Origin of the sequence: Caballeronia terrestris, assembly GCF_001544515.1 — a bacterium.
GTDB classification, from domain to species: domain Bacteria; phylum Pseudomonadota; class Gammaproteobacteria; order Burkholderiales; family Burkholderiaceae; genus Caballeronia; species Caballeronia terrestris.
The window spans coordinates 1-19,429 of record NZ_FCOL02000072.1 but is presented as its reverse complement, the minus strand read 5'-3'; the positions used below and the strand labels follow the sequence as shown (position 1 = coordinate 19,429).

Here is a 19,429-nt window from a genome sequence, read left to right as displayed (position 1 = left end):
CTTGCTGGCCCGCGGGAACGACTTCCTTGCCGATGCCGTCGCCAGGGATGGTTGCGATGCGATACGTTTTCATGTCTTTCGTCTCCAACTGTTGTGAGTGTGAGCGAACTTTACATAGCTTTCGCAAGTAGAAACCGGTGCTAGACTTAAAGCGTCTTTAACTTCAAGTTACAAGTCCTGGCATGCACGAAACCGTCCAACCGTCCGATTTGAGTTTCTTTTCGACGCTGGCCGCGGCGGGTAGCCTGAGCGCGGCGGCGCGGGAATTGGGGCTGACGCCGGCCGCGGTGAGCAAGCGTCTGACGCAGATGGAGAGTCGCGCGGGAGTCGCGTTCGTCAACCGCACGACGCGCCGGATGATGCTCACGCCCGAGGGCGAGCTGTATCTCGAACACGCGCGGCGCATCCTCGACGAAATCGATGAGTTAGCCGAGCTATTGGGAAGCGCGAAACGGAGTCCAAAAGGATTGCTGCGCGTGAACGCGACGCTCGGCTTTGGCCGCAGTCACGTCGCGCCCGCGATCTCGCGCTTTGTTGCGAAGTTTCCGCAGGTGTCGGTTCAGCTTCAGCTATCTGTGACGCCGCCACCGCTGACGGACGACGCGTTCGACGTCTGCATCCGTTTCGGCGAGCCACCTGATACGCGCGTGATCGCACGTCGGCTGGCGCCGAACCGGCGGCTGCTGTGCGCGGCACCCTCCTACATCGCCGCGCGAGGCATGCCCGCGACGGCGCATGACCTCACGAAGCACAATTGCATCGGTATTCGGCAAGGGGATGAAGCGTATGGTGTGTGGCGGCTGACGACCGGACGAGGCGCGTCGCGCAAGACGGAGGCGGTCCGGATCAGCGGGAGCCTCACGACGAACGACGGAGAGATCGCGGTGAAGTGGGCGCTCGAAGGTCACGGCATTCTGATGCGCGCCGAATGGGACATCAGGCAGTATCTGGAGGATGGACAGCTCGTCGCGGTGCTGCCCGAATACGACACGCCCAACGCCGATATCTTTGCGGTCTATTCGCAACGGCATCAGATGTCGAACCGGATTCGCGCGTTCGTCGATTTCGTCGCGCTGGAATTGCGGACGGCGGCAGGGGAACGGATGGCTTGATGGGCTCGCGCGCCGCGCGGATGCGCGGCGCGGCGTCTCATCAAGGCGCTTCTATTCCGGCGCCCGCTTCGAAGCGATCATCAACAGCGAGATCTTGTTGAAGAAGAACATGCCCTTCGGATGCCACGACGTGTACTTCTTCACCACGTTGAGCAGCGTGTACGGCGAGAACCAGTAGTTGTGGTCGGGGTGCACCACCTCGACGAACATCTCGTCGCGCTCCGAGAAATCGAAGTGATTGGTGTGGCACTGCACCGCGTCCGGCACCGTGATGATGATGTTCGTGAAATCGATGCGGTCCAGCTCTTCCAGGAACATCGCCAGGTTCCCGACGTGCTCGATCACTTCGGGCACCAGCACGACATCGAAGGGCTCGTTGACATCGGCGAGCGTCGCGTAGAGCGGCTGATCGCAATGCTTGCCGAGTTCGGCGATGCCGGCCGCGTCCAGATCCACGCCGACGAGCCGCGCGCACTGTCCCGAGCGCAGCAGTTGCAGATGAAGATTGTTTGCGGGATCGAAAATCGGCGAATCGACGCAGCCGACGTGGAGCACGCGTCGCCCGGCGCACAACTGGACGAGCGCCGATACGCGATCCATGCCCACCAGTTGACGGGAAACGGGCACCTTCTGCGTGAAGTACGGGTCATGCAGTTGCTCGAGCAGGCTGTGCGCAGGCTGAATGGGCGGAATGGCGAGCTGGTTCATGTGAGATTGGCTGCGTGAAGTTCGTCGTAGAGTTTGAAGGTGCTTCCCCAGTATTGCTTCGCATAGACGGGGCCGCTGCCGGTGTAGGTCTGTCCGGTGTGGTGGCGCGGAATGAAGTAATGGCTCGGGAACACGGTGAGATCGCTCGGCTTGAACGCGAGCACCGCCTGCGTGAATTTCACCGGGCCGACGGTGATCCATGCGGCGTCGTTGCACACGGTCGGCTGCCTTGCGAGGTTTTCGACCATCGCGCGAAAGAGCGGATGCCGTGGACGCGCGGCGACATAGCCGGCGGCCATCAGGCCGGGCGTCGCGAGTTCGTTCTCCCAGCAGGTGAAGAGGCTGCAGTCGAAGAAGCTTTCTTCGAGCGGACGGACGCAGATGCTGTCCGCATCGACGGAAAAGCCGCCGAACCAGTAGAGGATCTGCCAGCGCATCAGGTCGGCGACGCCGTTGAGCTCTTTCGGCCACATTTCGGCCATTTGCGGCGCGTTCGGCCAGCGATGCGCCTGCAAGTCGGCGTTTTGCCACAGGCGCACTTCGAAGCCCGGATTCATTTGACGCCAGGTGTCGATGCAGTTGTCGGGACGCTTGCTTTCATCGCCGATCCAGATGATGTGGATTACCTTCGGAATCATTTTTTCCTGCTGGGTGATGGGTCTTTGGCGGTTCTTGCGCGGGGCGGCCGATACGCCGCTTGGATTGGTTGTTAGATTACGGCACCCCACCTGGCGGCGATGGGGGGAACAAGGCGGGAAATCGGGCGTAATTCGGGGGAATGGAGGTGCCCGGAAGCGGGAGGTTTGGCCGCTTGGCGCTTGACAATGAACGCAGCTTTTAAGCGTTTTGACGAGAACTAGCCGGTGACACAGCGCGCGTTCAGCGTTGGCGAGCGGCTCAATTTGACCCCACTGCCGATGTGGAACGCGTGTCCACCGCGAGTCAGGTTGTTGAGCCAATGGCCATTCGACGCGAGCCCGGTCGGCGGCTTGTCTGCCGAGCGCTTACAGGCACCTGGAGCACAACAGGCTGCGGTGAGAACCTGGCCGACACACCGCGCAAGTCAGCACGGGAGCGACGGAAAACGGGCTATCTGCACGGTGAAGCGCGTCCCACCCTATGCTGATTCAACGTGAATGGTGCCATCCTGTGCCGTTGCGATGCATCGGCAGATATAAAGGCCTAGACCTACGTTAGAAGATGGCTGGCCTCGCCTGGGCGAGGAAGCTATTCGCGTCAATGGCCCGAAGAGCGTCGGCAGCGCGGCCGCCGGCATTGGCGTGCCTTCGTCGGAAACGACAAGCGTCATCTGTTACTCGTCACCGAGAGCATTCACGCTTGTTGCGCCTGAACCGTATTGGACTGCGTTCACGAGAAAGACCTCCAAGCGCGCCGCCCCGAATTGTCAGCCCCAGCGAACCCCTGCTGTGAAACGATCGCGGGCTCAACCCATCAACGTATCCACAAGCAACTTGATATTGAGCACGACGATAACCCCCGCCACAACCCACGCAATCATCGTCACCCAGACGGGCACGACGAAGACGCCCATCTTCCGCTTGTCGGAGACAAACCGCACGAGCGGGATGATGGCGAACGGCAACTGCATCGACAGCACCACTTGGCTCAGCACGAGCAATTGCGCCGTGCCCTTCTCGCCGTAAAGCGCCGTGACGACGATCACCGGCACGATCGCGATCCCGCGCGTGATCAGTCGCCGCGCCCAGTTCGGAATGCGCAGCCTGAGAAAGCCTTCCATGACGATCTGCCCGGCGAGCGTCGCGGTCACCGTCGAGTTGAGGCCGGAGGCGAGCAGCGCGAGGGCGAAGAGCGTCGACGCGATGCCCAAGCCCAGCAGCGGCGACAGCAGCCGGTACGCATCGCCGATTTCAGCGACTTCGGTATGCCCGCTCGCATGAAACACCGTCGCCGCGACGATCAAAATCGCCGCATTGATGAAGAGCGCGAGCATCAGCGCGATGGTGCTGTCGGCGGTGGCCCAGCGGATCGCATCGCGGCGTCCGGCTTCGCTGGGTTCATAGGCGCGCGTCTGCACAACCGACGAATGCAGATACAAATTGTGCGGCATCACCGTCGCGCCGATGATGCCGATCGCCACGTACAGCATCTCGGGATTCGTCACGATCGCAGTCGACGGAATGAAGCCGCGCAGCACGGCGGCCATCGGCGGCGCGGCCGCGACGATCTGCACGGCAAAGCACACTGCAATCACGATCAGGAGCGCAATGACGAACGCTTCGAGAAAGCGAAAGCCGCGATTCATCAGGAGCAGGAGCAGGAAGGCATCGAGCGCGGTGATGAGCGCGCCCGCGATCAGCGGAATGCCGAACAGCAATTGCAACGCGATCGCCGTGCCGATGACCTCGGCGAGATCGCACGCGATGATCGCCAGTTCGCACGCGAGCCACAGCGCGTAGTTCACCGGCTTCGAATAATGGTCGCGGCATGCCTGCGCAAGATCGCGGCCGGTCGCGATGCCGAGCCGCACCGCGAGCGCCTGGAGCAGGATCGCCATCAGGTTCGACAGCAGGATGACCGCGAGGAGCGTGTAGCCGAAGCGCGAGCCGCCGGCGAGATCGGTGGCCCAGTTGCCCGGGTCCATATAGCCGACCGAGATCATGTAGCCCGGCCCCGCGAACGCGAGAAAGCGCCGCAGCCACAGGCCACCGGACGGCACGGCTACGGACGAATACACTTCCGGCAGACTGTGCCGGAACTCATCCTCGGGACGCGCATGTCTCCACGCGGGCTGCGAAACAGCGGGCTGTCGGACGTCGGGCATCGGTTGGCGCTCCACCACGCAGGCGGTTGGTCACGACAAAATATGCTCCGCGCGCCCACAAGATTCAAGCGGCATTCTTCATATCAAGCGCGTTGGTCGACGGGCGGTTCGGTGCGTCCGCACATCGTGGCGGGGCCGCTTTTGGCGGTGGATGTGCGTTATTCGCCGGCAGCGTTCCTGTAAAAACGTGCGGCGGCAAAACTAAATTCAAATTACGACGGGGGCGTGGCGGGTTTTTTTCGGCACTTCGCCCCTCGCCGGATTACTTCGGTCCTTCTCTTACTTTGGGCGCTCAATGCCCTTGTCGCTGCAGTTCCACGGTTGCCGTATTGATGCTCCGGCGGGCCATAACGCTCATCACCATCGTCATGCCGACGATTCCCATGAGGTCGATTCCTGCGATCATCCAGTCCATTGCTGCCACGTGCATTCTCCTGTCGATCCAGAGTCGGCGCTTCAGCGCCTTACTCTGGTCCCATACCCGGATGGGTGCGTCAAAAAGTTCTGTGCCCTACCAGACACAAATGAAACATCAGTTACTGAGCACATTTACGGCAGGTGCGGGAAAGACTTGAGTGAGTCGCGGCGGCAATTCAGCAATTTCTGCCGGATTCGCCCGAGCGGCGTATCGTTGGACAAAGCGGCATCGGGCTTTTCGGCCGACCGTGCTTCCCACAAACGACAACCATCCCCGCCATGAACCCGTCCCGTCGCACTTTCATGATCCTTGGCATCGGCGCGGGGTCGTCGCTGCTGCTCTCTCGCGCCGCCCTCGCCGACGGTCCGAAGCTCAGCGAATCCGATCCCGCCGCCGTCGAAGTCGGCTACAAGGAAGACGCAAAAAAGGTCGACAAGGCCAAATTTCCGAACTACGCAGCCGGCCAGGATTGCAGCAACTGCTCGCTCTTCCAGGGCAAATCGACTGATGCCTGGGGCGGCTGCACGCTCTTTGGCACCAAGCAGGTCGCCGCGCGCGGCTGGTGCGGCTCCTACACGAACATGTGAACGCCTAAGCCGCGGGTTTCGCGCGCCGCGCACGCGTCGCGGGCTTTTTCTGCTCGCTCATGTCGAGTTCGATCCAGGTCGGCGCGTGATCGCTCGCGTGCGGCAGGTCGCGCACCCAGCGGTCGACGCCCGCATCCGCGAGACGCGGCGCGAGCGCCGGATTGAGCAGCAGATGGTCGATGCGCAGCCCCGAATTCTTCTGCCAGTGCTGGCGAAAATAGTCCCAGAACGTGTAGATGCGCTCGTCCGGATGACGCGCGCGCAGTGCATCGAGCCAACCCTGATCGAGCAGCCGCCGATACGCCTCGCGGCTCTCCGGCTGGAGCAGCGCGTCCTTGAGCCACGACTTCGGGTTGTAGATGTCCTCGTCGGTCGGCACGACGTTGTAGTCGCCCGCGAGCACGACCGGATGGCCGTTGTCGTGCAGCTTCGCCGCGTATTTGATGAGGCGCTCGAACCACGCGAGCTTGTAGTTGAATTTCGGGCCCGGCTGAGGATTGCCGTTCGGCAGATAGAGACACCCGACCAGCACGCCGTGCGCCGCCGCTTCGATGTAGCGGCTGTGCGTATCGCCCGGGTCGCCGGGCAGGCCGCGCCGCGTTTCGATCGGCTCCATCCCTTTTGCCAGGATGGCGACGCCGTTCCACGACGTCTGTCCGTGCCAGATCGCGCCATAACCGGCGTTGCGGATTTCATCGATGGGAAACACCGCGTCGGGCGCCTTCAGCTCCTGGAGGCACGCGATATCGGGCGCCTCCTTGTCGAGCCATGTAAGAAGCGCGGGCAGCCGCGAACGGATGCCGTTGATGTTGAACGTGGCGATCTTGAGCATGGCCTCTCTGGCGTCCTGTTCCGGGCGAATCACGATACCGAGCAATTACAGTACCGGAAACGCCCGCATGCGGCAGACGAGGCTCGGGCTTTACGCTACGCCGTCACCCAGCGCGCGTCGCTGACGACGAGTTTTTTCGGGATCAGCTTCAGCTCGTTGAACGTATCGGCGATCTGCTGCTGATAGGCGAGCGTCTCCGCCGTCACCGGCTGCACGCCGTACGCGGTGCGCTTCAGCGCGACTTCGAGCGTCGGCGCTTCCAGACCGACGAGCGGCGACAACAGGCGCGCGACTTCCGGAACATTGTCGCGGCCCCATTTGTCGACGCTGTCGAGTTCGGCGAGCAGCTCGCGCAGCAACTGCGGCTGGGCGGTCGCGAACTTGCGCGCCGAGAGGTAGTACTGCGTGTTGCGCACGAGCCCGTCGCCGTTCGCGATGACGCGCGCGTTCGCCTGCCGCTCGATCGCGGCGAGATACGGGTCCCAGATCACCCACGCATCGACGCTGCCCTGCACGAACGCGGCGCGCGCATCGGCGGGGGCGAGGTAGACGGGCTGGATGTCGGCGTACGTGAGCTTCGCCTGTTGCAGCGCCTTCACGAGCAGGTAGTGGACGTTCGAGCCCTTGTTGAACGCGACTTTCTTGCCGCGCAATTCGGCGACGGTCTTGATCGGCGAGTTCTCGGGCACGACGATCGCCTCGCCGTGCGGCGCGGGCGGCTCGTTGCCGATGTAGACGAAATCGACTCCCGCCGCCTGCGCGAAGATCGGCGGCGTCTCGCCGACCGTGCCGACATCGACGGCGCCCGCGTTCAGCCCTTCGAGCAGTTGCGGCCCGGCCGGGAATTCGAGCCACTGCACTGCAACGCCCTGCGCGGCGAGCCGCTTCTCCAGCGTGCCACGCGCTTTCAGAACGACGAAGTTGCCGTACTTTTGATAGCCGATGCGCAGGGTTTTCGCATCGCCTTGTGCGAACGCGGCGGTCGGAAGCACGAGGGAAGCGGCAAGCGCGCCCGCACCTTTGAGCAGCGTGCGGCGGGCGGCGCTGGCGGCGTGTTTCTCGTCGGAGGAATAGTCGGACATGTGCGGTTCTCGATAGCGTTGCAAAGCATCCGTAAGGACGCTGGGACGTCAGATTCTAGTAATGCCGCATACCCGTCGCGAACCAAGTTTTTCAGCTTTGCTTGTCGCGCCAGCAGATTTAGGAACGGCAACGGTAGACTCGCCGGAAGGACCTTCGAAGGAAGACGACATGCGACTCGTCGACTGGAACATTCAATGGGGACGCGGCGTGGACGGCCGCGTCGATCTCGCGCGCATCGTGGACGAGGCCAAGGCGCTGTGCGATTTCGACGTCCTCTGCCTCCAGGAAGTCACGCGCGGCTTCCATCAGGGCGACGCGGCCGGCGGTTTGCCCGGCCGCCCGAGCGCTGACCAGTTCGCCGAGCTCGCCGCGCTGCTGCCGGGCGCGATCGTGCTCGATGCGATCGGCGCCGATCTGCCGCCCACCGGCGCCGGACGTGGACGGCGCCAGTTCGGCAACGCGATCGTGAGCCGGCTGCCCGTGCGCCGTGTGCTGCGGCATTCGCTGCCGTGGCCCGCCGATCCCGCGAAGCCGTCGATGCTGCGCGTCGCGCTCGAAGCGATCATCGATACGGATGTGGGGCCGTTGCGCGTCGTCAGCACCCATCTGGAGTTTTACTCGGAGGTGCAGCGGCTCGCGCAGGTCGAGCGGTTGCGCGAGCTGCATCGCGAGGCGTGCGAACATGCGCGCCGGCCCGCGAAATCGGAGAAACCGAACAGCCCGTTCGCGGACACGGGGCGGCCGATGAGCGCGATCGTCTGCGGCGATTTCAACAGCGCGTTCGGGGCGAACGCGTATCAGCGGATGCTGGAGCCGTTGCCGGACGCGCCCTCTTTCGTGGATGCCTGGACGCTCGCCCATCCCGACGCGCCGCGCGCCGCGACGGTCGGTTTGTACGACCACGAGCAGTGGCCCGATGGCCCGTTCGCGTGCGATTTCGTGTTCGTCACCGAAGATCTTTGGAAGCACGTCGCGCGTTGCGAGGTCGATCAGACGAGCCGCTCGTCCGATCACCAGCCGATCTGGATCGAGTTGAACTGAGCGCTTTAGCGTTCGTTCAGCGGTGGAAGCGACGGTTTTTTTTGAAGATGCGCGTGGCGCCTGGCCGCACGCTTCAGTTCGCGTTCGGTTTCTTTCCAGTCGATCGCTGTCTCGTCGGGACGATTCGCGTAGTCGGCGGCGACGCTTGCGGCAAGCTGTCCAAGGGCGGCATCTTCGCCTTCGCTCGCGAGGTTCTGCACGCGCGCCGGTCGGCCGTACCCCTGGCGCTTGTCCATCCATCGATACAACGCCGGGATGATTCGCCGCATCGCGCCCGAGCGTCCTGCCACGCAGAGCGCCCGCCATGCGGGCGCTGCGCCTTGCGCGTACCGGCGCCGAGCGTCTTCGATACGCTGCTTGAGCGAACCGCCAAAGCCAACGAGCCGCGGATAACTCCAAACGCTCGCCAGCAGCGCAACCAGCAGCCCGACGCCATACGCAACGCTCGCCCGATCGATGAAGATGATCTTGTGGCTCGCCTTCGACATCGCATCGGCGGGAATCTCGAACAGCGGCTTCTCCTTCGCGGCGGCGGCGACAAAACTCACCACTGGCAGCACGATGGCTTCGCGCTTTTGCGTCGCGGTATTCCACCATTCGATCGTGAGCGCGGGCAGCGTGCACCGCCCGCTTCGATTGACGACATACGTGACCGCGTCCGTCCGCTCGCCCGCGACGAGCCCCGTGCGATCCTGCAGGATGTTGCGTGTCGCGGGGATTTTCGGATAGCGCCTGAGCCCGTCGATATCGCCGAAGACAAGCGGCGGAATCAGCATCGACTCGGTGCCGCTCGCGGTTTGCGTGATCGTGCGCGTGATCGTGTCCCCCACGCGAAGATGCGTCTGCGCAGGCTCGAACTTCTGCGTCGCGGTCAGCTCCGCGAGCGGGAAGAACGTCGTCATGCCTTCGGCACCGGGCGGCAGCGTCGCGGTGAGGCGAAGGCGCGGCGTCGCCAGCTTGACCGGGCCGCTCGCGCCGCCGCCCGGATACACGGTGAGCGCGAACGGCGCGATATCGAACGACTTCGCCGCGCGCGGCACGATGCGATATGCGCGACTCACGCCGAACCACTTCACGCCGTCGATCGTCTCCGAGAGATTCACGGCCTGCTCGTCCGGCAGGCTGACGATGGCGTCATCGACGGTGAAGAGCGGCCAGTCGGGCGCGGCGGTGAACCAGGTGGTCGTGAGCGCATCGACGACAAGCTTCACCTCCGTCCCCGCGACCACCGGCCCGGGCGGTTCGAGATGCGCGCGGATCATCGTCCGGGGCGCCTCGTCCGCGCAGGCGCAGCGCGCGATGAGCAACACGACGATCAGCAGCACGCGCGACATCATGGCGCCGCTCCCGCTTCCTGCGCGAAGCGCTGATGCAAAAACGCCGCCGGCGACGTATTTAGATTTCGCATCCAGATATCCTCGGCCGGACGCTGGTCGTGCACGAGCATCTTCTGCCCGTTATTGTCTTTCTTGTCGGCCTTGGTCTGATCGGGCTGATCGGCTTCTTCCCCGTCTTCGGGCTTTTCCTGTTCTGCGATCAGCAGTTTGCGCATCAGATCGCGATTCGCCACCGCCTGCGGAAAAACGTGCTGCTGCTTGAGCGCGTTGTCGTAGGCGAGCATCGCGCCCGCGTAGTCCTTCAGATGCGCGAGCGTGTTGCCGATGTAAAAATTTGCCTGCGCCGTCTTCAGCCGCGAGAAGCTCTCCAGCGCACCCTGATAATCGCCCGCGAGATACTGCGCGCGGCCTTTCCACATCGGATCTTCGAAGCGTTGCGAAGCCGCCTTGAAGTCGCCGCGCTCGAAGTGCCAGCGGCCTTGCTGATCATGCGTCGCGAAAAGGTCGATCCAGTTCCAGCCCGCCGCTTGCGCCTCGCGCGGCGCGGCGCTGAACGCGAGCGACAGCAGCACGACTGGCAGCCACTTGACCGTCCACCCGCGCCGGAAGCACCACAGCGCGACGGCGATCAGCGCGAACACGAGCCAGTAGCCTGCCTCCTTCCAGCGCGGCACGATCTTCGACTCCTCGGCTTCGGCCAGGAACGTCTGCGCGCGACGCTCGACCCACACGATATCGTCATCGTCCGCGCGCAGGCTCGCGAGCGGGATATCGGCGGCATGCGTGATCTTGCGGATCGCGTTGGCATCGAAGGCGCCGGTGAGCGGGCGGCCCTCTGGGTCCATCGCGATCGCACCGTCCGCGCCGCGAATCGGGCCGCCGTTCTCGGTGCCGACCGCGAGCCACAAAAGCTGATGCCGCGATTGCTTCGCCTTTTGCACGAACGCATCGGTGCCGCTTTCGTCGAAGCCGTCGCTGATGAAGACGATCGTGCCCGCCGCCGGATCGTGCGCCAGGAGGCGTTCCGCAACGTCCAGCCCCGCTGCCGCGTTCTTCCCGTCGCGCGGCATCAGCGAAGGAGAAAGCGCTGGCACGTAGAGCGAGAGCATCGCCGGGTCCTCGGTCGGCGGAACAACGAGATGCGCCGTCGAGGCGAACACGACCAGCCCCGTGCGCGCGCCCTTGCGGGCGTTCGCGAGGTCGAGCACCTTCTGCTTCGCGCGCTCGATGCGCGTCGGCGCGACATCGGTCGCGTCCATCGATCGCGCGAGTTCCAGCACGACGACGAGCGGCGCCTTGTCCTGATTGAACGGCGGCCGCTCCTGCTGCCACGTCGGCCCGGCGACGGCGACAGCGCCGAGCCCGATCAGGAGCGCAAGCGTATGCACCGGCTGCATGCCGCGCCGCGCCTTCCCGCCGACGATCAGATGCTCCAGCAGCTCCGGCGCGATGATGTTGCGCCAGCGCGAGCGCACGTCGTTGCGGCGAAACCAGCAGACCGGCAGCAGGATCGCCGGAACGAGCAGCCACAGCCACGCGGGCCGCAGGAAGTGGAACGCGGTGAGGTCAATTTCCATGCGTGACCTCGCCGAATTCGGCGCGTGCGCGGCGTCGCGGGGCGCGCACCATCGCGATCAGCAGCGCCAGCACGTGATACGCCGTCAGCAAGCCCAGCGCGACGGCGAGCGGTATCCAGAAGAAATCGCGCTGCGGCCGGTAGACCTCGCGCTTCACCTTGTCGGGCGTGATCTTGTCGAGCGTCGTGTAGACGGCGGCGAGGTCCTCCTGCCGTCCGAGCGCATGGAACGAGCGCCCGCCGGTCGTTTTGGCGATGCGCTCCAGCGCGTCGAGATCGACCTTGTCCTCGCCGGTCGTCGCCGGATCGCCGATGCCGATCGTATGCACGACGATCCGGTGATCCTTCGCGATCTCGGCCGCGCGCTGCGGCGGGATCGCGCTGCTGGTGTCGTTGCCATCGGTGAGGAGGATCAGCACTTTTTCGAGCGCGGGCGTCTTGTCCATCAGCTTGACCGCCAGGCCAATCGCATCGCCGATTGCCGTTCGCGGCCCCGCCATGCCGATCTGCATCTGGTCGAGCAGGATCAGCACGCTGTCGTGATCGAGCGTGAGCGGCGCCTGCGGATACGCAGCCTCGCCGAACACGATCAAGCCGATGCGGTCGCTCTTGCGTTTCGCGATGAAATCCGCCACCACGCGCCTCACCGCCGTCAGCCGGTCCATGCGCTCGCCGCTCGCGGCGCTGACGAAGTCGCGTGCGCTCATCGACTGCGACAGGTCGATCGCGAGCATCAGGTCGCGCGCGGGTTCGTCGCGGGTAATCGGCGCTTCGACGTACACGGGTTTCGCCGCCGCGATCACGAGCAGCGTCCAGATAAGCGGCATCAACAGACGCTGAAGCCAGTTGCGGCGCAGGCGCACGCCGCCGGGCGCGGGCTTTTCACCGGCGGCATCGGCCATTTCCTGGAAGAACGGCATGCGCACGGCCGGCGCCGTCGTGCGGTGCGCGGGCGCGAGCCACCAGACGAGCGCCGGCAGCGGCAGCAGCAGGAACATCCACGGGAAGTCAAACTTCCACATGATGATGGGCGATCCAGTCGCGCGTATGCGAGATCAGCGCGTCGGCGTCCTGCGGCGAGATCGCGGCGAGATGCTCCGGCGGCGCGCAGCTCACCACCGCGAGCAGCGCGCCGGTGCGGGCATCGAAATGTCCGCGCGTGCTGGCGAGAAACGCGAGCCACTCGGCGCCCGACAGAGACGCGACACGCTCGCGCGGCGCGACCGCAAGCGCGGTCCGTTTGATGAGCGGCGCGATGGCGGCGAGTGCGGCGTTGCGTTCATCTTCACGCTTTACTTGCGCTTCGATGCGCTTCAATTCCTCCAGTGCCACGCGTCTATATCGCTGCTTCTCGTACCGTCGCCAACCAAGCCACGCGCTGAACAGCGCCAACGCGAGAAGCACAAGCGCGACGACCGCCCAGCCAATCGTCTGCGGCGCGTACGACACCGCTGCGGGCAACGGCAACTCCTGAAGCGACGCAAGCGCGGTCATATGCCGCTCTCCGTCGCCGCGCGCGGACGTTCGCCGAAGAGCCGCCGCACCTGATCAATCGTCGGCTCGGCGGTCGACAGAGCCATAAGCGGCACGCCGCTCGCGCGCAGCAGCTCGGCCACTTCAGCGCTTCGCCCTTTGAACAGGCTCGCGAGCGGCTCCCTCACGCGCTCATGCTCGATCCGCAATTCGACCTGCAACCGTCCTTCGCTCACCACTAACGCGCGATGCTCCGGCATGCGTTGCCAGAGCGGATCGAAGACCATCGACGCAACCACGTCGTTATGCGCCGACAGCTCGCGCAGAAGCTGCCGCGTGCGCTCGTCGGCGCCGGCGAAATCGCTGACGACGAAGATCAGGTGATCGTGCGCCGCCAGTTGCAGCACGCCTTCGAGCGCGGCGTTCAGTTGCGCGTAGTTCGTGCGCGCGGCGCTGTCGGCGTGGAGCGCGGCGTTCATCCGGCCGATCGCGCCGAACAGCATCCTGATGCGGCTGCGGCTCCGCAACGGCTTCACGGGCACGACGGTGCTGTCGTCGAAGATCACGCCGCCAACGCGGTCGCCCGCCGCGAACGCCATCCACACGGCGAGCGCCGCCGCTTCCGCCGCGACCACCGACTTGAACGCGCGCCGCGATCCGAAGAACATGCTCATGCGCTGATCGACGACCACGAGCAGCGGCCGGTCGCGCTCCTCGGTGTAGACGCGCACGTGCGCCTTGCCGAGCCGCATCGACACTTTCCAGTCGATGTGGCGGATATCGTCGCCGGGGAGATAGCCGCGGATTTCCTCGAAGTTCAGGCCCCGGCCTCGCAGACGCGATGCGTGCTTGCCCGACAGAATGCTGGAGAGCGGATGCGGCGCGACGAAACTCAGGCCGCGCGCGCGGAATTCGAGTTTCGTAAGATGCGCGGCATCGACGTAGACGCGGCCGATCGCTTCGTCCATGACCGTTCCCCGCTCAGGCCGGCACCGCGACCTTCTCCACCAGCCGGTCGATCACCTGGTCGGCGCTGATGTTGTCGGCGTTGGCATCGTAGGAAAGGATCAGCCGGTGCCGCAGCACCGGGTGAATGACCGCGCGCACGTCGTCGGGCGTGACGAAGTCGCGGTCCTGCAGCCAGGCGGCGACGCGGCTCGCGCGATCGAGGCCGATCGCGCCACGCGGGCTCGCGCCGATCTCGATCCACTTGCCGAGGTCGCCATCGAGTTCGGCGCCGTGGCGCGTCGCGTTCACGAGCGAGACGATGTACTCGTCGATCGCAGGCGCCACGCCGATGCGCTGCACGGCGCGCCGCACCGCGAACACGTCTTCCTGCGAAAGCGTCTCGAAGGCGGCGGGCGCGCTCGTGGCGTCGCTCTCGCGGCGCAGCATGCGCAACATGTCGCGCTCGCTTTGCGGCGACGGATACGTGATCAGGACCTTGAAAAGAAACCGGTCCATTTGCGCTTCGGGAAGCGGATAAGTCCCTTCCTGCTCGATGGGATTTTGCGTCGCCATCACGAGAAAGAGATCCGGCATCGGATGCGTTTTTCCCGCCACCGATATTTGTCGCTCTTCCATTGCTTCAAGCAAAGCGGATTGCACTTTCGCGGGCGCGCGATTGATTTCGTCCGCGAGAATCAGATTGCCGAAAATCGGTCCCGCCTGGAATGCGAGCGTATGTTCCGTGCCCGATTGCAATAGCGTTTCGGCGCCGGTGATGTCGGAGGGAAGGAGATCGGGCGTGAACTGGATACGCTTCATCGTCGCGGCGAGGCGCTTCGCGATGGCTTTCACCGTGCGCGTCTTCGCGAGGCCAGGCAGGCTTTCCAGCAGCACGTGCCCGTCTGCGAGAAGCGCAATCAGGATTTGTCGAACGACCGCTTCTTGCCCCACGACCGCCTCGCCGATACTCGCCTCGAAGCGCAGGATGGTTTCGCGCATGGTCTCGTTTAGCTGGTGAGTTTTACGTGAATTGCCGGATGTCGAACGCCAACCTGTCAAACGGTACTTGACGGTCATTGATTCGTCAAAGTGTTGAAGCGTTTTTTAAATTGCAATCAAACGCGCCGAATCGCTCGTTCGCGACGATGCGAAAAGAGATTGAATTCATCGTGCGCTTCATATATTGATAGGCAAAAGCGAGGTCGCAGAACCGATATTCTTGGGGTGAAAACGGAGGCATCAGGCACGTTTTCGCAAACGGAGAAAGAGCATGGCGACGCACAAGCCGGCATTGGCCGGAACGCATGGCGCGAGCGCTACGAGCGGCGGCGTGACGCGCCGTCGCAAAGTGCTGCTCTGGGGCGCGCTGCTGGTCGCGGCGCCCGCGCTGATCGGCTTCGGCGCGAACTGGGCGTTGAAGTCGCACTCGGCGTCCGCCACGGCCACCCAGGCCGTCATCGGCGACGGCGTGCGCGGCCCGCAGAACATGGCGTGGGTGCCGGGCGGCGAATTCCAGATGGGCAGCGACAGCAAGATGGCGCAGGCAAACGAGCGCCCCGCGCACTCGGTACGCGTGCACGGCTTCTGGATGGACGAGCATCACGTGACGAACGCGGAATTCCGCAAGTTCGTCGAGGCGACCGGCTACGTCACGACCGCCGAGAAGAAGCCCGACTGGGAAACGCTCAGGGTCCAGTTGCCGCCGGGCACGCCGCGTCCGCCGGATAGCGCGCTGGTCGCGGGCGCGATGGTCTTTTCCGGCACCGACCGGCCCGTGTCGCTGGAAGACTATTCGCGCTGGTGGCGCTACGTGCCGGGCGCGGACTGGCGTCATCCGACGGGGCCTGCGAGCAACGTCGACGGCCGCGACAATCATCCGGTCGTGCAAGTTTCCTATGAAGACGCCGAGGCCTATGCGAAGTGGGCCGGCAAGCGCCTGCCGACCGAAGCCGAGTGGGAATTCGCCGCGCGCGGCGGCCTCACGCAAGCGACCTACGCGTGGGGCGACACCTTCGCGCCGGATGGCAAGCAGATGGCGAACGTCTGGCAAGGCCAGCAAAAAGAGCCGTTTCCGGTGGTATCGGCGAAGGCGGGCGGCGCGCTCGGCACGAGCCCCGTCGGCAGCTTCCCGGCCAACGCCTACGGCCTCTCCGACATGACCGGCAACGCCTGGCAGTGGGTCGCCGACTGGTATCGCGCGGACCAGTTCAGGCGCGAGGCATCGAACGGCAGGGTGATCGACAACCCACCCGGCCCCGTCGAGGCCTGGGACCCGGCCGATCCGGGCGTGCCCGTCGCGGCGCCCAAGCGCGTGACGCGCGGCGGCTCGTTCCTGTGCAACGAGGACTACTGCCTGAGCTATCGCCCGAGCGCGCGGCGCGGCACCGATCCGTACAACAGCATGTCGCATCTCGGCTTCCGGCTCGTGATGGACAAGGAAACCTGGGACAAGACGCACGGCCGCTCGCAAGTGGCCGTCGCCGATGTGCCCGCACGTTGACAGCAAGGCGCAGTCGCTTCTCCAACAACTAGGAGAGTCAGATGCAGAGCTGGAGCCGCCGCAACTGGTTGGGCCGCGTGACCGGATTCGCCGGTGCGGCCGTGCTTGCGCTGACGCTCGGCGGCTGCGCGGGCAAGGGCGGCAGCGCATCGCAGACGACGCCGTCCGTCGCAAGCGCCCAGAACGCCGACACTGCGCTGCCCTCCTGGCGAGACGGCCCCGCAAAGCGCGCAATCGTGAAATTCGTCGGCGATGTGACGCGTGAAGGCACGCTCACCTACGTGGACCCGGAAGCGCGCATCGCCGTGTTCGACAACGACGGCACGCTCTGGAGCGAGCAACCGCTCTACTTCCAGTTCGTGTTCCTGCTCGATCAGGTGAAGGCGGCCGCGCCGAATCATCCCGAGTGGAAGAACAACCCGGCGTTCAAGGCGCTGATGGCACGCGACCAGGCCGCGCTCGCGAGCCAACAGAAGCAGTTGATGCAGCTCGTCGCGACGGCCAACAGCGGCATGAGCACCGAAGCCTACGACCAGACTATCCGCGACTGGCTCGCGAAAGCGCGTCATCCGAAGTTCAACCGGCCTTACACGGATCTCGTCTACCAGCCTCAGATCGAGCTGCTTAGCTATCTGCGCGCGAACGGCTTCAAGACGTACATCGTCTCGGGCGGAACGATCGACTTCATGCGGCCGTGGGTGCAGAAGGCGTATGGCATTCCGCCGGAGCAGGTGATCGGCTCGAGCCAGGTCGTCAAGTACGAAGTGCGCAACGGCCAGCCCGTGCTGATTCGCCAGCCGAAGCTCGATTTCGTCGACGACGGCCCCGGCAAGCCGGTCGGCATCTATCGCAACATCGGGCGCCGGCCGATCCTCGCATTTGGCAATTCCGACGGCGACCAGCAGATGCTCGAGTACACCGCCGCCAGCACGGACCCGCATCTCGCGCTCCTCGTACATCACGACGACGCCGACCGCGAGTTCGCCTACGACCGCCAGTCGAAGATCGGCCGGCTCGATAAAGCGTGGGACGAAGCCATCGCCAAGGGATGGGTCGTCGTCAGCATGAAGAGCGACTGGAACACGATCTATCCGGGACCGGCGCGCTAGGACCGGTCCTTGAAGCCGCCGCACGACGAACGCGGCCGCTAGCGGGGCGCACGAGACGCCGGGAGGCGCGTCGGGCGATCAACTCAAACGCTACTGGAGCGACAACGATGAGACCTTTTCTTCGACGAGCACGCTATGTCGCGGGCGCGCTGGCGGCGGTGGCCGTCGTCTGCGCGCTCGTGCTGTCGCCCGGGAGCGAGACGGCCCGCGCGCAGAACGCGGCGAAGCCCGCGGCTCCCGCTGCTGCCGCGCCCGCCAAACCCGCGCCCGCGCCAGCGCCCGCCAAACCCGCCGGACAGTCGTCGAAACCGAACATCCTCGTGATCTTCGGCGACGACATCGGCCAGTCGAACATCAGCGCCTACACGCACGGGCTCGTCGGCTACAGGACGCCGAACATCGACCGCATCGCCGCCGAAGGCATGATGTTCACCGACTATTACGCCGAGAACAGTTGCACGGCGGGCCGCTCGTCGTTCATCACCGGGCAGTCGCCGCTGCGCACGGGCTTGTCGAAAGTGGGGGCGCCCGGCGCGCCGGTCGGCCTGCAAAAGGGCGACATGACGATCGCGCAGGCGCTCAAGCCGCTCGGCTACGCGACCGGCCAGTTCGGCAAAAACCACCTGGGCGACAAGAACGAGTACCTGCCAACCGCCCACGGCTTCGACGAGTTCTACGGCAACCTGTATCACCTGAACGCCGAAGAGGAGCCCGAGCGCGACTACTGGCCGAAGAACAAGGACGACCCATTCGTGAAGAATTTCTCGCCGCGCGGCGTGATCCACAGCACCGCCGACGGCAAGGTCGAGGACACCGGGCCGCTTACCGTGAAGCGCATGGAAACCATCGATGACGAAACCGGCCAGCACGCCGCCGACTTCATCAGGAAGCAGGTGAACGCGAACACGCCGTTCTTCGTGTGGATGAACTTCACGCGCATGCACGTCTTCACACACGTGCGGCCGGAGTTCCGCGGCAAGAGCGGGATGCCCGGCAACGAATACGGCGACGGCATGTGGGAGCACGATCAGGACGTCGGCAAGCTGCTGAAACTCATCGACGACCTGAAGATCGCGAACAATACGATCGTCATCTACACAACCGATAACGGCCCGAACATGTTCTCCTGGCCCGACGCCGCGATGACGCCGTTCCGAAGCGAAAAGGACTCGAACTGGGAAGGCGCGTTCCGCGTTCCCGCGATGGTCCGCTGGCCGGGGCACATCAAGCCGGGCGACGTCACCAACGAGATGTTCTCCGGCCTCGACTGGTTCCCGACGCTGCTCGCCGCTGCCGGCGACACCGGCGTGAAGGACAAGCTGCTGAAAGGCTGGACGCCGAAGGCAGGCGGGACGAATTTCAAGACGCATCTCGACGGCTACAACCAGTTACCGCTTCTGACCGGGCAGTCGGCCAAGGGCGCGCGCACGGAGTTCTACTACTTCGACGACGACGGCGAACTGGTCGCCATGCGCTGGGATCAGGACGGCAACGCGTGGAAAGCGGTCTTCTGCGAGCAGCGCGCGAAGGGCAATCTGAACATCTGGCAGGACCCGCTCGTCTGCCTGCGCCTGCCGAAGATCTTCAACCTGCGGATGGACCCTTACGAACGCGCCGACATCACATCGGACCAGTACAACGACTGGCTCGTGAAGAATGTGTACCTGACCGAGATCGCGACGATGAAAGCGTCCACGTTCCTGCAGACCTTCGTCGCTTATCCGCCGAGCCAGCGCCCGGCAAGCTTCAGCGTCGATCAGGTGCGCAGGCAAGTGGATCGCAAGATCGACGAGTCGTTCAAGAAGCGCGGACTGGAATGAGCGTTGGGTGACGCGTCGCCGCAGGCCCCGCGCCCGCCAGCCTTCCGAGGCTTGCGGGCGCGGCCATTTACATAGACCCTGT

Annotated in this window: 19 protein-coding genes; 6 read left to right on the top strand and 13 right to left on the bottom strand. The window is 64.7% G+C overall.

The window, feature by feature from the left end:
• Window positions 1-182 precede the first annotated feature (182 nt).
• The gene (locus AWB67_RS30075) at window positions 183-1,112 is read left to right on the top strand and encodes a LysR family transcriptional regulator (RefSeq protein WP_087659792.1); all 930 of its coding nucleotides are present in this window, start codon (window positions 183-185) and stop codon (window positions 1,110-1,112) included.
• Between the two features lie 51 nt (window positions 1,113-1,163).
• Here the strand turns inward: AWB67_RS30075 and AWB67_RS42180 are convergent, their stop codons facing one another.
• The 5 genes from AWB67_RS42180 to AWB67_RS43040 form a co-directional block, all read right to left on the bottom strand.
• Window positions 1,164-1,820 carry a class I SAM-dependent methyltransferase gene (locus AWB67_RS42180; protein WP_235025406.1) on the bottom strand — a complete coding sequence of 219 codons (657 nt, stop codon included), beginning with the start codon at window positions 1,818-1,820 and terminating at the stop codon, window positions 1,164-1,166.
• The gene (locus AWB67_RS42175) at window positions 1,817-2,458 is read right to left on the bottom strand and encodes a glycosyltransferase family 32 protein (protein ID WP_235025405.1); all 642 of its coding nucleotides are present in this window, start codon (window positions 2,456-2,458) and stop codon (window positions 1,817-1,819) included. Before AWB67_RS42175 ends, AWB67_RS42180 begins: the two co-directional genes overlap by 4 nt.
• Window positions 2,459-2,937: 479 nt before the next feature.
• Window positions 2,938-3,129, bottom strand: coding sequence for an ATP-binding protein (locus AWB67_RS43480; protein ID WP_087659791.1), 192 nt, complete (start codon window positions 3,127-3,129; stop codon window positions 2,938-2,940).
• Between the two features lie 135 nt (window positions 3,130-3,264).
• Window positions 3,265-4,623 carry an Nramp family divalent metal transporter gene (locus AWB67_RS30060; protein ID WP_087659790.1) on the bottom strand — a complete coding sequence of 453 codons (1,359 nt, stop codon included), beginning with the start codon at window positions 4,621-4,623 and terminating at the stop codon, window positions 3,265-3,267.
• 292 nt (window positions 4,624-4,915) lie between these two features.
• On the bottom strand, window positions 4,916-5,047 hold the full coding sequence (locus AWB67_RS43040) for a hypothetical protein (protein ID WP_268808119.1): 132 nt from the start codon (window positions 5,045-5,047) through the stop codon (window positions 4,916-4,918).
• A gap of 272 nt (window positions 5,048-5,319) precedes the next feature.
• Between AWB67_RS43040 and AWB67_RS30055 the strand changes: the two genes are divergently transcribed.
• Window positions 5,320-5,628: a high-potential iron-sulfur protein gene (locus AWB67_RS30055; protein WP_087659789.1), complete on the top strand. Its 309-nt coding sequence runs from the start codon at window positions 5,320-5,322 to the stop codon at window positions 5,626-5,628.
• 4 nt (window positions 5,629-5,632) lie between these two features.
• Here the strand turns inward: AWB67_RS30055 and xth are convergent, their stop codons facing one another.
• Both xth and AWB67_RS30045 read right to left on the bottom strand, forming a co-directional pair.
• Complete coding sequence (gene xth / locus AWB67_RS30050) at window positions 5,633-6,460, bottom strand: exodeoxyribonuclease III (protein WP_087659788.1); 828 nt, start codon at window positions 6,458-6,460, stop codon at window positions 5,633-5,635.
• A gap of 95 nt (window positions 6,461-6,555) precedes the next feature.
• Window positions 6,556-7,542, bottom strand: a complete 987-nt coding sequence (locus AWB67_RS30045; RefSeq protein ID WP_087659787.1) for a sulfonate ABC transporter substrate-binding protein — start codon at window positions 7,540-7,542, stop codon at window positions 6,556-6,558.
• Window positions 7,543-7,711: 169 nt separating this feature from the next.
• On the opposite strand from AWB67_RS30045, the gene AWB67_RS30040 reads away from it, so the two are divergent.
• A complete protein-coding gene (locus tag AWB67_RS30040) occupies window positions 7,712-8,584 on the top strand; it encodes an endonuclease/exonuclease/phosphatase family protein (RefSeq protein ID WP_087659786.1) in 873 nt (290 codons plus the stop codon).
• A gap of 5 nt (window positions 8,585-8,589) precedes the next feature.
• Here the strand turns inward: AWB67_RS30040 and AWB67_RS30035 are convergent, their stop codons facing one another.
• From AWB67_RS30035 to AWB67_RS30010, 6 genes are read right to left on the bottom strand one after another with little or no spacing between them, the layout of a single operon-like run.
• Window positions 8,590-9,921, bottom strand: a complete 1,332-nt coding sequence (locus AWB67_RS30035; protein WP_087659785.1) for a BatD family protein — start codon at window positions 9,919-9,921, stop codon at window positions 8,590-8,592.
• Window positions 9,918-11,498, bottom strand: a complete 1,581-nt coding sequence (locus AWB67_RS30030) for a vWA domain-containing protein (RefSeq protein WP_087659784.1) — start codon at window positions 11,496-11,498, stop codon at window positions 9,918-9,920. The genes AWB67_RS30035 and AWB67_RS30030 overlap by 4 nt, the downstream gene beginning before the upstream one ends.
• Window positions 11,488-12,519 (bottom strand): vWA domain-containing protein, encoded by a 1,032-nt coding sequence (locus tag AWB67_RS30025; RefSeq protein ID WP_087659783.1) that lies wholly within the window; start codon window positions 12,517-12,519, stop codon window positions 11,488-11,490. Before AWB67_RS30025 ends, AWB67_RS30030 begins: the two co-directional genes overlap by 11 nt.
• Window positions 12,506-12,991, bottom strand: a complete 486-nt coding sequence (locus AWB67_RS30020; protein WP_087659782.1) for a DUF4381 domain-containing protein — start codon at window positions 12,989-12,991, stop codon at window positions 12,506-12,508. The genes AWB67_RS30025 and AWB67_RS30020 overlap by 14 nt, the downstream gene beginning before the upstream one ends.
• Window positions 12,988-13,938: a DUF58 domain-containing protein gene (locus AWB67_RS30015; RefSeq protein ID WP_087659781.1), complete on the bottom strand. Its 951-nt coding sequence runs from the start codon at window positions 13,936-13,938 to the stop codon at window positions 12,988-12,990. The genes AWB67_RS30020 and AWB67_RS30015 overlap by 4 nt, the downstream gene beginning before the upstream one ends.
• Before the next feature lie 13 nt (window positions 13,939-13,951).
• The gene (locus tag AWB67_RS30010; protein ID WP_087659780.1) at window positions 13,952-14,917 is read right to left on the bottom strand and encodes an AAA family ATPase; all 966 of its coding nucleotides are present in this window, start codon (window positions 14,915-14,917) and stop codon (window positions 13,952-13,954) included.
• Window positions 14,918-15,188: 271 nt separating this feature from the next.
• Between AWB67_RS30010 and AWB67_RS30005 the strand changes: the two genes are divergently transcribed.
• From AWB67_RS30005 to AWB67_RS29995, 3 genes are all read left to right on the top strand, one after another.
• Window positions 15,189-16,418: a formylglycine-generating enzyme family protein gene (locus AWB67_RS30005; protein ID WP_087659779.1), complete on the top strand. Its 1,230-nt coding sequence runs from the start codon at window positions 15,189-15,191 to the stop codon at window positions 16,416-16,418.
• 41 nt (window positions 16,419-16,459) lie between these two features.
• Window positions 16,460-17,527 (top strand): HAD family hydrolase, encoded by a 1,068-nt coding sequence (locus AWB67_RS30000; RefSeq protein ID WP_087659778.1) that lies wholly within the window; start codon window positions 16,460-16,462, stop codon window positions 17,525-17,527.
• A 107-nt stretch (window positions 17,528-17,634) separates the two neighbouring features.
• A complete protein-coding gene (locus tag AWB67_RS29995; RefSeq protein WP_200822343.1) occupies window positions 17,635-19,347 on the top strand; it encodes an arylsulfatase in 1,713 nt (570 codons plus the stop codon).
• Window positions 19,348-19,429: the final 82 nt, after the last annotated feature.

What these genes read in the sequence shown, in the direction of transcription:
- AWB67_RS30075 (WP_087659792.1), top strand. Translation starts at nt 183, where the DNA reads ATGCACGAAACCGTCCAACCGTCCGATTTGAGTTTCTTTTCGACGCTG.
- AWB67_RS42180 (WP_235025406.1), bottom strand. Translation starts at nt 1,820, where the DNA reads ATGAACCAGCTCGCCATTCCGCCCATTCAGCCTGCGCACAGCCTGCTC.
- AWB67_RS42175 (WP_235025405.1), bottom strand. Translation starts at nt 2,458, where the DNA reads ATGATTCCGAAGGTAATCCACATCATCTGGATCGGCGATGAAAGCAAG.
- AWB67_RS43480 (WP_087659791.1), bottom strand. Translation starts at nt 3,129, where the DNA reads ATGACGCTTGTCGTTTCCGACGAAGGCACGCCAATGCCGGCGGCCGCG.
- AWB67_RS30060 (WP_087659790.1), bottom strand. Translation starts at nt 4,623, where the DNA reads ATGCCCGACGTCCGACAGCCCGCTGTTTCGCAGCCCGCGTGGAGACAT.
- AWB67_RS30055 (WP_087659789.1), top strand. Translation starts at nt 5,320, where the DNA reads ATGAACCCGTCCCGTCGCACTTTCATGATCCTTGGCATCGGCGCGGGG.
- xth (WP_087659788.1), bottom strand. Translation starts at nt 6,460, where the DNA reads ATGCTCAAGATCGCCACGTTCAACATCAACGGCATCCGTTCGCGGCTG.
- AWB67_RS30045 (WP_087659787.1), bottom strand. Translation starts at nt 7,542, where the DNA reads ATGTCCGACTATTCCTCCGACGAGAAACACGCCGCCAGCGCCGCCCGC.
- AWB67_RS30040 (WP_087659786.1), top strand. Translation starts at nt 7,712, where the DNA reads ATGCGACTCGTCGACTGGAACATTCAATGGGGACGCGGCGTGGACGGC.
- AWB67_RS30035 (WP_087659785.1), bottom strand. Translation starts at nt 9,921, where the DNA reads ATGATGTCGCGCGTGCTGCTGATCGTCGTGTTGCTCATCGCGCGCTGC.
- AWB67_RS30030 (WP_087659784.1), bottom strand. Translation starts at nt 11,498, where the DNA reads ATGGAAATTGACCTCACCGCGTTCCACTTCCTGCGGCCCGCGTGGCTG.
- AWB67_RS30025 (WP_087659783.1), bottom strand. Translation starts at nt 12,519, where the DNA reads ATGTGGAAGTTTGACTTCCCGTGGATGTTCCTGCTGCTGCCGCTGCCG.
- AWB67_RS30020 (WP_087659782.1), bottom strand. Translation starts at nt 12,991, where the DNA reads ATGACCGCGCTTGCGTCGCTTCAGGAGTTGCCGTTGCCCGCAGCGGTG.
- AWB67_RS30015 (WP_087659781.1), bottom strand. Translation starts at nt 13,938, where the DNA reads ATGGACGAAGCGATCGGCCGCGTCTACGTCGATGCCGCGCATCTTACG.
- AWB67_RS30010 (WP_087659780.1), bottom strand. Translation starts at nt 14,917, where the DNA reads ATGCGCGAAACCATCCTGCGCTTCGAGGCGAGTATCGGCGAGGCGGTC.
- AWB67_RS30005 (WP_087659779.1), top strand. Translation starts at nt 15,189, where the DNA reads ATGGCGACGCACAAGCCGGCATTGGCCGGAACGCATGGCGCGAGCGCT.
- AWB67_RS30000 (WP_087659778.1), top strand. Translation starts at nt 16,460, where the DNA reads ATGCAGAGCTGGAGCCGCCGCAACTGGTTGGGCCGCGTGACCGGATTC.
- AWB67_RS29995 (WP_200822343.1), top strand. Translation starts at nt 17,635, where the DNA reads ATGAGACCTTTTCTTCGACGAGCACGCTATGTCGCGGGCGCGCTGGCG.